Here is a 14,549-nt window from a genome sequence, read left to right on the forward strand (position 1 = left end):
TAAGCGTAAATTATTTCATTAAAAAATCTTTCATTTGCTGTTCTAATGCGTCAAACATTTCATAACGTTTACGATACATAGAACGTTTTTTACTGACAATGTCTTCTAATGGTTTTCGTTCAATTTGATTTGGTAATTGCCAATATTTATCATGATATTGTGCATCATTTTCCTGCCAAAATTCATCATAATTAAAGAGCAAATCTTTAGAATCATTCCAACGATATTTTGCTTCATATTTATGTGGAATACCGATTAATTCACAACCTAACTGACTAGCGAATATTTTAAAAACATTCACCAGCATAAACATTGGACGAACACCATGTAAGGCTTTTGTCGCATTACGCACCGCTAATTGGGCTTGCTCATGGTTTGGTCCTTGAATTGAGGCGATTAACAATTTATTAGGTGATAAAAAAGTAAATGACGCATCATAAATACGATTTTTCTGTTGATCAACAATATTGAGGGAAAAAAATCCTTCTAAAGGATCGACCCGATTGAGGTTTAAATATAAATCTAATTCATCGGTTAATTTTGCCAATAGCACTTTCTCTTTTTCTAGCAATAAATGTAATTTATCCATGGGCAAAAACTGCTCGGCTAAAGAGAAATTTTGCATGATTGCTTTTAAACGCTCTGTACCATTAAACCGTTTATCACAAAATTTATTTAATAAGGTATTGATCCGATAAATATCATTTTGGAAAATTGGCTGCCATATTGGATTAGCGACTAAATAATCTGATAAACATTGGATCTGTTTTTTATATACTACTAACCGCATTTGATAGCGGAGATATTCTCTCGACAGTTTTAACAGGCGTTTCTCAATAGGGAACATCTTTTTAAAGGTAATTAATGAAGCTAAATTAAACATAATAAAAAGGATAAAATAATAAATTGGTGAGATTATAGAGATAATCTATTGATATAACAACCTAAAAACAAGATTAAAAATCGCCGCACTTTGAACAACACGGAAAAGAAAAAATCTGCCTAAACTTCGCCATCCATAGCAAAGCAAGGCAGATTTTTTTATTTAGCTTACCATTGATAACGGTAAGTGGCTTGAACGGCTAATGGCTTTCTCACATGTTTACCATAGGCATTGCTGGCTTGAAGATTCATGCTATGATTTCCTTTTGATAAGGCTAAACCAACGGTTGATTCTACTCTACCACCTAGGCGAGCAATATCAAAACGTTGTTTCCCACCAAAGAAAGTGACTTGACTATGACTGAATTTATCATACACACCATTCACTTCAACAAATGGTGTTAAGCTAAAGTTACTCGTTTCAATCATTTTTGCCATACGCACGCCTGCTTGGCTATGCAATACTTTTAAGCTATCCTCATTTTGATTACTTGAAATAGATGACCAACCTAATTGTACTTGTGGAATAATGCTCCATTGATCAGCAAAATGATATTCACGTCCTATTTCTGTGGATAATGAGTAAGCATCGTAATGATGCGTCACCTCTTTTTTGCTGGTTCCGCCTGTATTAAACTCAGAAGTTAAACGAGAATATTTTGCGATACCATCAATATAGAAGCCATTTTCATGTAAATAGCTTGCATAAACTGCTAATGCATTTGAGTACAGCTTCGCATCACTATAATCACCGTTAAATCTCATCTTACCATTGGTTGCACTAAAGAAGCCTCCCACACGAAGATGATCGCTCACGGCGGTATCTGCCCCTATTTGTAAACTAAAGCTATTATATTTGCTGCCAGATGTTTTGGTTTGAGCAGAAGTCGCTTGTTTATCAAATTTATGGCTTTGACCCACGGCACGCACCCAAACTTGATTATTTACGCCTTTTCTCGTTTCACCTAAACGTTCATGAATACCTGCTATCTCCGTATTGAGTACAGTAACTTGTGCTGCACGTAACGATAATAAGGCGTTTGCTGTATCAGTCATCTCTAGCTCTGAATTTCCTTTTGGCTGTTCAGGTATTGGAGAATCGGTTTTTGGTGCCTCAGTTTTTGGTGCCTCAGTTTTTGGTGCCTCAGTTTTTGGTGCCTCAGTTTTTGGTGCCTCAGTTTTTGGTGCCTCAGTTTTTGGTACCTCAGTTTTTGGTACCTCAGTTTTTGGTGCCTCAGTTTTTGGTACCTCAGTTTTTGGTGCCTCAGTTTTTGGTGCCTCAGTTTTTGGTACCTCAGTTTTTGGTACCTCAGTTTTTGGTACCTCAACTTTTGGTGCCTCAGTTTTTGGTACCTCAGTTTTTGGTACCTCAGCTTTTGGTACCTCAGTTTTTGGTGCCTCAGTTTTTGGTACCTCAGTTTTTGGTGCCTCAGTTTTTGGTACCTCAGTTTTTGGTGCCTCAGTTTTTGGTACCTCAGTTTTTGGTGCCTCAGTTTTTGGTGCCTCAGTTTTTGGTACCTCAGTTTTTGGTACCTCAGTTTTTGGTACCTCAGTTTTTGGTGCCTCAGTTTCTGGTGGCTCAGTTCTTGGCTCTTCTTTCTTTTTATTAAAATCAGGATCGGCTTCTGGGTTACCTGCTGTATCTTTCTTATTCGTCAATACCCAATCTGATGATCCATTACCATTTTCTGAAACTAAACGGTAACGATAACCGCCAGCATTCACATATTGAGTATCATTAGCTAATTTTACTTCAAAGTTATCTGGTACTGTATTTGCCACTTTTAATAGTGTAACTTTATGCTCACCTGGATTACTAAATGCTTCTTCACCACTTTTATCCGTAACATTCAATGTAGCACTAGCTGTTGTACCAAAATCACCCAGTATTTCTACTTTATCACTTTGGCTTTTTAAAAGACTAGAATTTAGATGGAATCTATGATCTCCTTCATATCTATTTGTTATCGCTAAAGTTTTAAATGTATCGTCTTTATGCTCAAAATAAATATCGGAATCACTTCCTACAGAAGATAGGCTAGTAATATTTGAATCAGAGGTGATATTCCATTTAGCACCTTGTTTTAAAGTAATATACACATGACTTTTCGGATCTTTGATCCCACCTGATAGAGTAGAATTTGTTCCAACTTCAATATCAGTTGTGATATTTTTTCCTACATACTTTTCACCACTAATACGAATTAACTGATTATTAATGTCCAAAGCCGAGTTATTTAGGAATATCCCTAGGTTTCCTTGATTACTCTCCCAATAAATTCCTTGATCTGCCTTAATATTACTATCATTAAAAGTAATGTTATGAGTATAAATTTCATTCTGCTTATTATCATTACCCGTTACCGTAAGAAAAAGCCCATCTTTTCCACTATTAGTAGCTGTCACATTACTCGCTGTTAGCTTAGAAGAATCTTTAACAGTAAATAAAGTGGAATGACTTCCCGTTGCATTCACCAACGTATTATTCATTGTGACATTTTGAGTAGAATTTAATGCAATAATGGTGTTTTTTTCTCCATTGCTAGTAATGGTAGAATTATTAATCGTCGCATTTGTCTGCTGAATAAGCAATGATCCCACCAAGTTATTGGGGTTGGTTGGATGTGTTGTTGCAACATTAATAGTGCTATTGTCTAGTACAATATCAGAATTTAGAAAAATCACACTAGAAAACGTTGTTGGCTTAATTAGATTTATATTTATCTTATCAAGAGTAATATTAGAACTATCTGAAATATGCACTGCTGTGACTTGTTGTGCAGAACTTTCAATATCAACATTCTTCATTTGAGAATTTGTCATATTACTCCATTGAAGCAATTGAGTACCATCGCGATCTTTCTTAATCACTTTATTTTCTAAAACATAATTTGTCTTATCAGAAGCGATTTCGCCCACCATGGTTTGTTTTTCCATCGCATAAGCATGGCTTAATACAGTAAAACTTCCCATTAAAGCCAGTGTCAATGCTGAATATTTAAAATGAATCCGTTTCATTTCATCACCTTTTGTATATAAAAATTATAAAAATAAACTACCCTATAATAAACTGCGAAAAGAATGATATTTCAATGAAAAAACTATTTCAACTAAAATCTTAGATATTTTAGGCTAAAAATCATAAGTAAATCGATATTAATGAAATTGTTGATTTTTATCAAAATCACCTTAATTTAATAGTAATTATGATTTGACAAAATATATCCAATTAATTTATCAAGAAAAAAACAGGTCAAAAAATACGGAAACGTTTGCTAAAAGTAACGAAAACGATTACTTTAAATGGGATAAAAAAAATGGATAACACGCTATGTTATCCATTTTCCTTTAAAGAATTGTGGTTATTGTTCTACTATTTAAAAAACACTCTGGCATTTCTAAACAGTCGCATCCAAGCACCATCTTCATTCCATTCCTTTGGATACCAAGAATTGCTCACTGCACGGAATACCCGTTCTGGGTGTGGCATCATAATAGCAACACGTCCGTTCTGATTAGAAAGTGCAGTGATTCCATCTACCGATCCGTTTGGATTCGCCGGATAGGCTTCGGTAGGTTGAATATTGTTATCCACATATTGAGCAATAATTAACCCTTGTTCACGTAACCCTTGTAATTGATTTTCGTGTTTAAATTCTACTCTCCCCTCACCGTGCGACACGGCAATCGGCATGTGTGAACCAGCCATGCCAGCAAACCAAGGGGAATGGTTTTCATTAATACGAACCAACGCGGCACGGGCTTCAAAACGTTCAGAAGTGTTACGCACGAAACGAGGCCAGTTTTCTGTACCAGGGATAATTTCGGCAAGATTAGAAATCATTTGGCAACCGTTACAAATACCAAGAACTAAAGTATCTTCACGTTCAAAGAACGCTTGGAATTGATCACGAAGTGCGGTGTTAAATAGAATAGATTTTGCCCAGCCACCGCCTGCACCGAGAACATCACCATAAGAGAACCCACCACAAGCTACTAACGCATTGAAATCTTTGAGGTTATGGCGTGCATTATGCAGATCGCTCATGTGTACATCAATGGTCGCAAAGCCTGCACGATCAAAGGCGGCTGCCATTTCAACATGGCTGTTCACCCCCTGTTCACGCAAAATTGCAATACGTGGTTTTAGTCCTTTCGCAATATAAGGTGCAGCCACATCTTTATTAACATCATAGCTTAAATGAACGGAGAATCCTTTATCATCGGTGTTTTTCTTGGCGACAAATTCTTGATCCGCACATTCAGGGTTATCACGTAAACGTTGCATTTGGTGGGTTAATTCCGCCCAGATACCTCGTAATTCAGAGCGTTTTTCACTAAGTAATAGTTTATTACCACGGTAAATCTCAAATTCATCATTTTCTGTCACATAGCCCAGTTCTTTGGTTAGATGAAGTAGCCCGTGTTGGCTTAACACATCACGTACGGCATTAAGCTCACTTTCTCGCACTTGAATAACCGCGCCAAGTTCTTCATTAAATAGCACGCTAAGATCGTTATCGCCTAAAGTACTAATATGCACTGATACACCACAATGTCCTGCAAATGCCATTTCGGCAAGCGTGACGATTAAACCGCCGTCTGAACGGTCGTGATAAGCCAGTAATTTGCCGTCTTTCACCAAGATTTGCATTGCATCAAAGAAGTTTTTCAATAAGCTCACATTGACTACGTCCGCTGGTTTGTCGCCTAATTGTTTATACACTTGTGCTAATGCCGTTGCTCCAAGGCGGTTTTTCCCTTCGCCTAAGTCAATTAACAATAAACGAGTTGCCCCTTGATCGGTGCGTAATTGTGGAGTTACGGTTTTGCGTACATCTTCCACCCGAGCAAAAGCACTGATCACTAAAGAAAGCGGTGCTGTCACGGATTTTTGTTCGCCGTTTTCCTGCCAAGTGGTTTTCATTGACATGGAGTCTTTGCCCACAGGAATGGTTAAGCCTAAGGCTGGGCAAAGTTCTTCCCCCACCGCTTTCACCGCTTGATATAGCCCTGCATCTTCGCCTTGATGTCCTGCCGCTGACATCCAGTTGGCAGAGAGTTTAATGCGTTTAATATCGCCGATATTGGTGGCAGCGATATTGGTGATACTTTCCGCTACCGCTAAACGAGCAGAAGCGGCGAAATCTAATAATGCCACAGGTGCGCGTTCGCCAATGGTCATGGCTTCACCGTGATAACTATCTAGGGAAGCTGTTGTGACTGCCACATCGGAAACAGGAATTTGCCACGGACCGACCATTTGATCGCGAGCCACCATTCCCGTTACGGAACGGTCGCCAATAGTAATTAAGAAAGTTTTTTCTGCCACCACAGGTAAACGCAACACACGGTGTAAAGCATCTTTTAATGTAATGCCATGTTGAGAAACTGCTGGATTTTGCACCGCACTTGATTGTACATCACGGGTCATTTTCGGTGTTTTGCCCAATAACACATTCATTGGTAAATCAATGGGTTTGTTGCCAAAATGACTGTCATTGAGCGTTAAATGCAATTCTTCGGTCGCTTCGCCGATCACCGCATAAGGGGCACGTTCACGCTGGCATAATTCTTCAAATAACGGTAATTTTTCTGGCGACACCGCTAAAACATAGCGTTCTTGCGATTCGTTACACCAAATTTCTAACGGCGACATTCCCCGTTCATCACTGAGAATTTTGCGTAATTCAAAATTACCGCCACGACCACCATCGTGTACAAGTTCAGGCATCGCATTAGACAAACCACCAGCACCCACATCGTGAATAAACAAAATCGGGTTGTCATCGCCTAACTGCCAACAACGGTCAATCACTTCCTGACAACGGCGTTCCATTTCAGGGTTATCCCGTTGCACAGAGGCAAAATCTAAATCTTCTTTGGATTTTCCTGAAGCCATAGACGATGCCGCACCGCCACCTAAACCGATATTCATCGCAGGTCCACCCAACACGATCAATTTTGATCCAACGGCAATTTCACCTTTTTGCACATGTTCGGCACGGATATTACCGATCCCGCCTGCCAACATAATCGGCTTGTGATAACCACGCACTTCTTCACCCGCAAAACTGTTCACTTTTTCTTCATAGGTACGGAAATAACCCACCAAAGCAGGACGACCAAATTCATTGTTAAACGCTGCACCGCCTAAGGGTCCATCAATCATAATATCTAACGCCGAAGCAATGCGGTTTGGTTTGGATAACGGATTTTCCCAAGGTTGCTCAAAGCCTGGGATCACTAAATTAGACACCGAAAAACCCACTAAACCTGCTTTCGGTTTCGCTCCACGCCCTGTTGCTCCCTCATCACGAATTTCACCGCCCGAACCCGTGGCTGCCCCAGGGAATGGCGAAATTGCTGTTGGGTGGTTGTGGGTTTCCACTTTCATCAAAATATGAGCATCTTCATTGTGATAGCGATATTGCCCGTCTTGATCGGGGAAAAAACGCCCCACTTTTGAGCCACTCATCACCGCCGCATTATCTTTGTAAGCCGACAGCACATAATCAGGGGTTTTCTCAAAGGTGTTTTTGATCATTTTAAACAAGGATTTTTCTTGTTTTTCACCGTCAATCACCCAATCCGCATTAAAGATTTTATGGCGGCAATGTTCCGAGTTGGCTTGTGCGAACATATACAATTCAATGTCCACGGGGTTACGCCCAAGTGCGGTGAAATTTTCCACTAAATAATCAATTTCATCTTCCGCCAACGCCAAGCCTAAATTGACGTTAGCCTGTTCTAACGCCTTGCGACCACCGCTCAAAATATCCACCGTGGTAAAGGCTTTTGGCTCTTGCTGATCAAATAATTTTGCTGCATCTTGCGGATCACGCACCACATTTTCCATCATTCGGTCGTGAATATGAGAACACAATTTCGCCTGTTCATCTTCCGTTAAGGCACATTCAAACTCAAAATAAAACGCCAAACCACGCTCTAAGCGTAACACTTTATCTAAACCGCAGTTATGGGCAATATCGGTGGCTTTAGATGACCAAGAAGAAATCGTGCCAACCCGTGGAATGACCACAAAACAGTCACCCTGCGGTTCATGTTGTGCCAAGGTTGGACCGTAATGTAATAATTCTTCTAATTCTTTACTTTCTTCTACATTTAATGCTGATGTTAAATTGGCAAAATGCACATATTCTGCATAACAAGATTTAACGGGTAAATTAGCTTTTTGAAAACGCACTGACAACTGTTTCAAACGAAATTCAGATAAGGCTGGCGAGCCTCGGAAAATTTGGAACATTGGATTTTTCCTTGCTTGATGTGGGATAAATAAAAACTCACTTATTATAAAGGAAAAGAACGGATAACGAAAACGTTTGCGTAAAAATTAAAAATAAAATATCAAAAAAGCAAAAAGCCGTTATCATTATGATAACGGCTTCTCTGAATTGAGTGGCGGAGGAAGTGAGATTCGAACTCACGGAGGGCGTAAACCCTCGCCGGTTTTCAAGACCGGTGCCTTCAACCGCTCGACCATTCCTCCGCAGTTGTGTGGCGTATGATACGGGCTATTTAATTTACTGTCAAGAATGAAAATTCAATTTTTGGCTTGTTTGCTGTTTTTTAAAACAATCTAGATTTTCACCGCGGTTTAGGGCTTTTATCACCCAACAAAAAAGCGTCCTATTGGACGCTTTTGTTAAAAAATCAATCTATCAAAAACTAGCGACGTAAACCTAAACGTGCGATAGTATCTTGATATTTCGCTAAATCTGTACGTTTTAAGTAGTCCAATAATTTACGACGACGGGAAACCATACCTAATAAACCACGGCGACCATGGTGATCTTTTTTATGTTCAGCAAAGTGAGCTTGTAAATGGTTGATTTGTGCAGTTAATAAGGCAATTTGCACTTCTGATGAACCAGTATCTTTCGCATCACGACCGAATTCAGCCACGATTTCCGCTTTTTTTTCTACGCTTAGAGACATTTTTTTACTCCCAAAGAGAATGTTGATCATACATCATTCGCCGATCTCTAATTCAGCGATGACAAGGAAACGATATTGTAGCGATTTCAGCCAGAAATGCAATCATTAATAGCCTAATTCATGCATATTCGGCAAAAATTCTGCTTGCTGAATACGATGAACTTGGGTTTCTATTGTACCATCTGGCATTAACGTTATCTCTCGCCATGCCGGTTGTAAGGTATCCAATGTAAATACATTATTATCCGGTTTAAATTGTACGCCAGTCGCCGGTGTGCACATTAATTGATAGCCATTCCACTGTGCATCCACTTGTTGATGAATATGGCCATGCAAAATGCCTCTGACATTTTCGTATTTCTGTAAAATATGCAATAATTCATGTGCATTACGTAAATTATGCTGATCCAACCAAGAGGAATTTGTCGAAAGTAGATGATGATGCAATACAATTAAAGAATAACGTTCTTGATATTCTTGCAATTTCTCATCTAACCAGTCTAATTGATACTGGCTCAATTCGCCATGTGGCACACCATAAACCTGACTATCTAATAATAAAACCTGCCATTTATCCTCTAATAATAAATGTTTATCCGCATGAATATAAGATTGTTGAGCAAATACCTTTTGCATGACAGGCTGAAAATCATGATTGCCCGGAATCCAGTACACGGGTTTTCTTAATGGATGAATGATATGACAAAAATTCAAATAACCATCTTCACTACTATCTTGTACTAAATCACCCGTAGCTAACACAAATTGATAATCTGTTCCCGATTGCCGAATCTCATTTACTACTTGTCGAAAACTGTTATAAGTATTAATGCCTAATAATTCGCCGTTTTTTTCTTTAAATAGATGTGGATCAGTAATTTGAATAAAACGAATCTGTTCATCATCTCGATTGATGCATTCTACCATGATTACAATCCCCTTAAATGTCTAAACTATCACCATTGTTGTTGCAAATTAAGGTAATTTAACTGCAACCATTGTAATCCTATAACAGCAATACCGTTGTCAATTTTACCTTGTTGCAACCATTGATAAGCCGTTTCTCGGCTCACTACATGTACTTTTATATCTTCATTTTCATCCGCTAATCCATGCAAGCCTGTGGCCTTGCTACTATCTACTTTGCCAGCGAATAAATGAATTCGTTCAATCACACCGCCCGGACTATCCCAAACGCTCAAAGCATGTTGTAAATGGGTAATTTCTACCCCCGCTTCCTCTTGACTTTCTCGCAATGCCACAGTTTCAGGGCTTTCCCCTTCTTCCACCATACCGGCAATCAGTTCTAATAACCAAGGTGAATTCGGTAATGCTGGGTTATAAGCCCCGATACGAACCTGTTCTACTAATACAACACTATCTCGCTCAGGATCATAGGCAACGACAGCAGATGCGGCGCCCTTGACTAATAATTCTCGCGTCACAATACCACTGGTTCCACCGGCAAATAATTTATGCCGGAATTGGATTTTTTTAAGTTTAAAGAAACCCTTATATAACAAGGTTTCATCCACAATCTCAATATCATTTTGGGTAAATTGATTAATGTTAGGCATAATACGCTTCCTAATCCTGTAAAATTAAACTTACATTAGCATACTAAAAAAATAAAATAATGTTTCAATTTTTTTTTAATTATTTGAACTAGGTCACAAAAAATTTTTTATTTTGGTGAATTAACCGTATAAATTAGGATATTTTGTAACTGATTTTGACATAAGCGATTTTCTTGCCAACAAAAATATTGAGCATTTTGCACCGCACTTTGCTCGGCAAAAACGGCTAGATAGAAAGGTAATTCCGCATTAAAAACTAATTTTCCTTGCGGACAATGAACTGAATGTAACGTTTGAGCATTTGGATCGTGCTGTACTTCACTCAATTTCACAATCCCCACACCTTGAGATTTTAAAATAGCTTCACGCAAACACCAAATGCGATAAAAGGATTGTTCTGTATTGGGCTGTCGAGTAAACCAGTGCTGTTCGTCAGATGATGCAAAATGCTGTAAAAGTGCGGTGTAATTTCTTGTTTTTTTTGGAAATTCTATATCAATTCCTACCGCACTTTTTTCATGTTCTACCACATTTAACACCACCGCAACCCAATCTCCAGAATGACTAATATTAAAATCAATATTGTCTACAGGAAATTGTGGGCGACCGCTTGCTGTGCGATAAATTTGCCCCAAAAGTGCGGTGTTAATTTCCGCTTTTTTGGCTAAATTCCACAATAAAAAGTGAGCAAGTTGGCGACAACGATAGCGTTGTTGTACTCGTAGATTACTATTTTTAGGTAACAAACGGAGCTTTTCAGGAATAAGCTCCAAAGGCATATTCCCAAAAGGGAAAGATTGTTGGATATTGGCGTAGGCAATGAGTGTTGTCATAAATTATTGTAAATTTGTCATAGTACTCAACGGGCGGACACACAAGTCCGCCTCTACAATTATTGGATTACCCCAACAAGCCATTCATTCGCTTAATAAACGCCGTTGGATTTTCCAACGTACCCCGTTCCGCAAACATCGCTTGTTCTAGCAATAATTCGACCCAGTTAGCAAATTCGCTTTCATCGGTTAGATCAGCGACTTTTTTCACTAAACTGTGCTCAGGATTGAGCTCAAAAGTATATTTCACTTCAGGCACAGGCTGACCGCTCATCGCAAAGAGTTTTGCCATTTGGGTGGTCATTTGATCGTTGTCCGTAGATACCACCGCTGGTGTATCGGTCAAACGGTGGGTTAAACGCACGTCTTTGACACGTTCACCAAGCAAAGTTTTGACTCGCTCCACAAAAGAACCTAGCTCTTTTTCTGCTTCTTTTTGGCTGTCATCTTGTTTATCTGCCAAATCCCCTAAATCCAAATCTGCTTTGGTGATCGGCTGTAACGGTTTGCCATCAAATTCGGTTAAATAGCTTAACATCCATTCGTCAATGCGGTCGGAAAGCAACAACACTTCAATGTCTTTTTTGTTGAACAATTCCAAATGCGGACTGTTTTTTGCCGCTGTGTAGCTGTCTGCCGTGATGTAGTAAATAGCTTTTTGTCCGTCTTTCATGCGAGCAATATAATCGTCAAAAGACACATTTTGCTCAGAACTATCATTCTTACTTGATGCAAAACGATAGAGTTTCGCAATCTGTTCTTTGTTGGCAAAATCTTCCGCCACGCCCTCTTTTAACACTAAGCCAAATTCTTTCCAGAAGCCCAAGTATTTTTCATTATCCTCTTTGGCTAATTTTTCCAACATTTGCAACGCCCGTTTAGTCAAGGCTTTACGCAATGCCGCCGTGGTTTTGTTATCTTGCAAAATCTCACGAGAAATGTTTAATGGCAAATCGTTGCTGTCTAACAACCCTTTCATAAAACGCAAGTAATTCGGCATAAAGACTTCCGCATCGTCCATAATAAACACGCGTTGTACATAGAGTTTCAATCCGTGTTTTTGCTCACGATTAAATAAATCCCATGGGGCTTTGCTTGGCACATACAACAGGCTAGTATATTCTTGATTGCCCTCGACCTTATTATGTTGCCACAACAATGGATCGGCAAAATCATGGCTTAAATGTTTGTAAAATTCTTTGTATTCTTCATCGGAAATCTCGCCTTTGGATCTTGTCCACAAGGCTTGGGCTTTGTTGATTTTTTCCCATTTTACGCCTGTTTCTTTGCCCTCATCATCATATTCTTTAGCTAAAATTTCCACAGGCAAGCCGATATGATCGGAATATTTGCCGATAATCTCACGCAACCGCCAATCGTTTAAAAATTCTTTTTCATCTTCACGCAAGAATAGGGTGATTTCCGTGCCACGTTGTTTTTTCTCAATATCTTCAACGGTGTATTCGCCCTCACCATTTGAGATCCAAAGTACACCATTTTCCGCAGGCTCACCAGCTACACGGCTACGCACTTCCACTTTGTCCGCCACAATAAACGCAGAATAGAACCCCACCCCAAATTGACCAATTAATTGGCTATTTTTCGCCTGATCTTGCCCAAGTGCGGTTAAAAATTCTTTGGTTCCTGATTTTGCCACCGTGCCGAGATTATCAATAATCTGCTCACGGTTCATACCAATCCCATTATCACTAATGGTCAAGGTGCCTTTGCTTTCATCAAATTTAATGCGAACGTGCAAATCGCCATCGCCCTCATAAAGCTCTGGTGCTGACAGGGCTTTAAAGCGTAATTTATCTGCCGCATCGGAAGCATTGGAAATTAACTCACGTAAGAAGATTTCTTTGTTTGAATAAAGTGAGTGAATCATCAGATGCAATAATTGCTTCATTTCCGATTGAAAGCCACGAGTTTCTTGATTTTTGCTCATTTTATTTTCCTTAAATTGAATTAGTGAATAAAGTATGGGTAGATAGATTAGGTTAAAAATGGAAATTTCAAGTTTTAAGACAAGAAAAAGTTAAAATGTAGGGTACAAAAAACCCCGCACTTACGTACGGGGTTAGGCATATTACGCCACGCTGTAACTAAGAAAAATTAGAAGTTGTAACGAAGACCAACTTTGGCACCGTAGTTATTTACTTTGGTATCATTAAATGAACCTAAACGGTTATATTCAATACCACCATTTACAATCCAGTTTGAATCTAACTTATATTGACCTCCAACAACTGCCCCATAGCCAAATTTGGTTTGCGTTTTACTTTCAAAATTCGTGCCTGAATCATTATTATCAATTTTAAACACATTTGAAGCTAAACGTACACCGACATAAGGTTTAATTTCAGTGTTAATGTCAATATCATAAAGGGCAGAGAAACCAATGCCATAGATTTTAGCCGAAGTATTATCCGTTTTATTTGTTGTCCCGCTGAATTTACCATAATGAGTATAATCTATCGCTAAACGAAAATCGCTAAAATCATAACCTACGCTAACACGTGGCTCGAATTTACTTTCATCCAAATCAGAATAAGACGTAAATTTGTCTTTTGCATAACCTAAGTCCCCTTGTGCATACCAGTTACTGGCACTCGCAGAAGTGGCTACGGCTAAAGCACCAATCATCATTGCTAATGTTGTTTTTTTCATAGTAATACCCCTTTGTAATGAAAAGAAAATGTTTATTTAGTATAACCTTATAAAGCATATAAATCATCAACTCTACGAAAAAATGTGACCTTAATCACAGAATTCTAATTTTCCACCACAAAATTTACAAAAATACACCGCACTTTCTCGCATAATTTTATTATGGCGACGTTGGCTCAGTTGATGAATTTGGCAATCACAAGCATAAGCATAGGTTTTACCTTGCACCGATTGCACATCAAATTGATGGCAGGTATCCGCTGGTAATTGAAATAAATTCTGCATAATCCATTGCCATTCTTTACCATGTGGTTTAACCCGTCCAAACAGTTGAAACACTAATAAATGGGCTAATTCGTGTGGCACCACCTGTTGAATAAATTCTTGTGGATTTTCTAGCAATAAAGTGCGGTTTAATTTGATTAAGTTTTGTGGCAAATAGGCAACACCCGCTTTTACTCCTCGCACATCGTAACTGATTGTAGGCATTGGAAATTGACGTTGAAAATGATTTTCTGCCAGTTGCAAACACGCGGACAAACGGCGTTGGATTTGCATTTTTAGGGGACGGAATTGATCGTTTTGCATATTTGTAGGGGCGTATTACATTACGCCCCCTACCATAGTA

At 38.9% G+C, this 14,549-nt stretch carries 10 protein-coding genes and 1 tRNA gene; all 11 read right to left on the minus strand.

Going from position 1 to position 14,549, the window contains the following annotated elements; all coding sequences use genetic code 11:
* Positions 1-10 precede the first annotated feature (10 nt).
* On the minus strand, positions 11-883 hold the full coding sequence (locus O1Q79_RS07015; RefSeq protein ID WP_386691275.1) for a VirK/YbjX family protein: 873 nt from the start codon (positions 881-883) through the stop codon (positions 11-13).
* Between the two features lie 167 nt (positions 884-1,050).
* Entirely contained in the window at positions 1,051-3,900 is a 2,850-nt protein-coding gene (locus tag O1Q79_RS07020; RefSeq protein ID WP_386691277.1) for an autotransporter outer membrane beta-barrel domain-containing protein, read from the minus strand.
* A gap of 355 nt (positions 3,901-4,255) precedes the next feature.
* A complete protein-coding gene (purL, locus tag O1Q79_RS07025) occupies positions 4,256-8,149 on the minus strand; it encodes a phosphoribosylformylglycinamidine synthase (RefSeq protein ID WP_386691279.1) in 3,894 nt (1,297 codons plus the stop codon).
* A 153-nt stretch (positions 8,150-8,302) separates the two neighbouring features.
* A tRNA-Ser gene (locus O1Q79_RS07030) sits at positions 8,303-8,392 on the minus strand.
* A 179-nt stretch (positions 8,393-8,571) separates the two neighbouring features.
* Entirely contained in the window at positions 8,572-8,841 is a 270-nt protein-coding gene (gene rpsO, locus O1Q79_RS07035; RefSeq protein WP_132302161.1) for a 30S ribosomal protein S15, read from the minus strand.
* Between the two features lie 105 nt (positions 8,842-8,946).
* Positions 8,947-9,768 (minus strand): 3',5'-cyclic-AMP phosphodiesterase, encoded by an 822-nt coding sequence (gene cpdA, locus O1Q79_RS07040; RefSeq protein ID WP_386691281.1) that lies wholly within the window; start codon positions 9,766-9,768, stop codon positions 8,947-8,949.
* Positions 9,769-9,797: 29 nt separating this feature from the next.
* Positions 9,798-10,418, minus strand: a complete 621-nt coding sequence (gene nudF, locus O1Q79_RS07045) for an ADP-ribose diphosphatase (RefSeq protein WP_386691283.1) — start codon at positions 10,416-10,418, stop codon at positions 9,798-9,800.
* Positions 10,419-10,525: 107 nt separating this feature from the next.
* The gene (locus tag O1Q79_RS07050; protein WP_386691285.1) at positions 10,526-11,251 is read right to left on the minus strand and encodes a 4'-phosphopantetheinyl transferase family protein; all 726 of its coding nucleotides are present in this window, start codon (positions 11,249-11,251) and stop codon (positions 10,526-10,528) included.
* A gap of 67 nt (positions 11,252-11,318) precedes the next feature.
* Positions 11,319-13,199 carry a molecular chaperone HtpG gene (gene htpG, locus O1Q79_RS07055; protein WP_386691287.1) on the minus strand — a complete coding sequence of 627 codons (1,881 nt, stop codon included), beginning with the start codon at positions 13,197-13,199 and terminating at the stop codon, positions 11,319-11,321.
* Between the two features lie 167 nt (positions 13,200-13,366).
* Positions 13,367-13,921, minus strand: coding sequence for an opacity family porin (locus O1Q79_RS07060; RefSeq protein ID WP_386691289.1), 555 nt, complete (start codon positions 13,919-13,921; stop codon positions 13,367-13,369).
* Between the two features lie 90 nt (positions 13,922-14,011).
* Complete coding sequence (locus O1Q79_RS07065) at positions 14,012-14,509, minus strand: SprT family zinc-dependent metalloprotease (protein WP_386691291.1); 498 nt, start codon at positions 14,507-14,509, stop codon at positions 14,012-14,014.
* Positions 14,510-14,549: the final 40 nt, after the last annotated feature.

Origin of the sequence: Lonepinella sp. MS14434, from assembly GCF_042468235.1 — a bacterium.
Classification (GTDB): Bacteria; Pseudomonadota; Gammaproteobacteria; order Enterobacterales; family Pasteurellaceae; genus Lonepinella.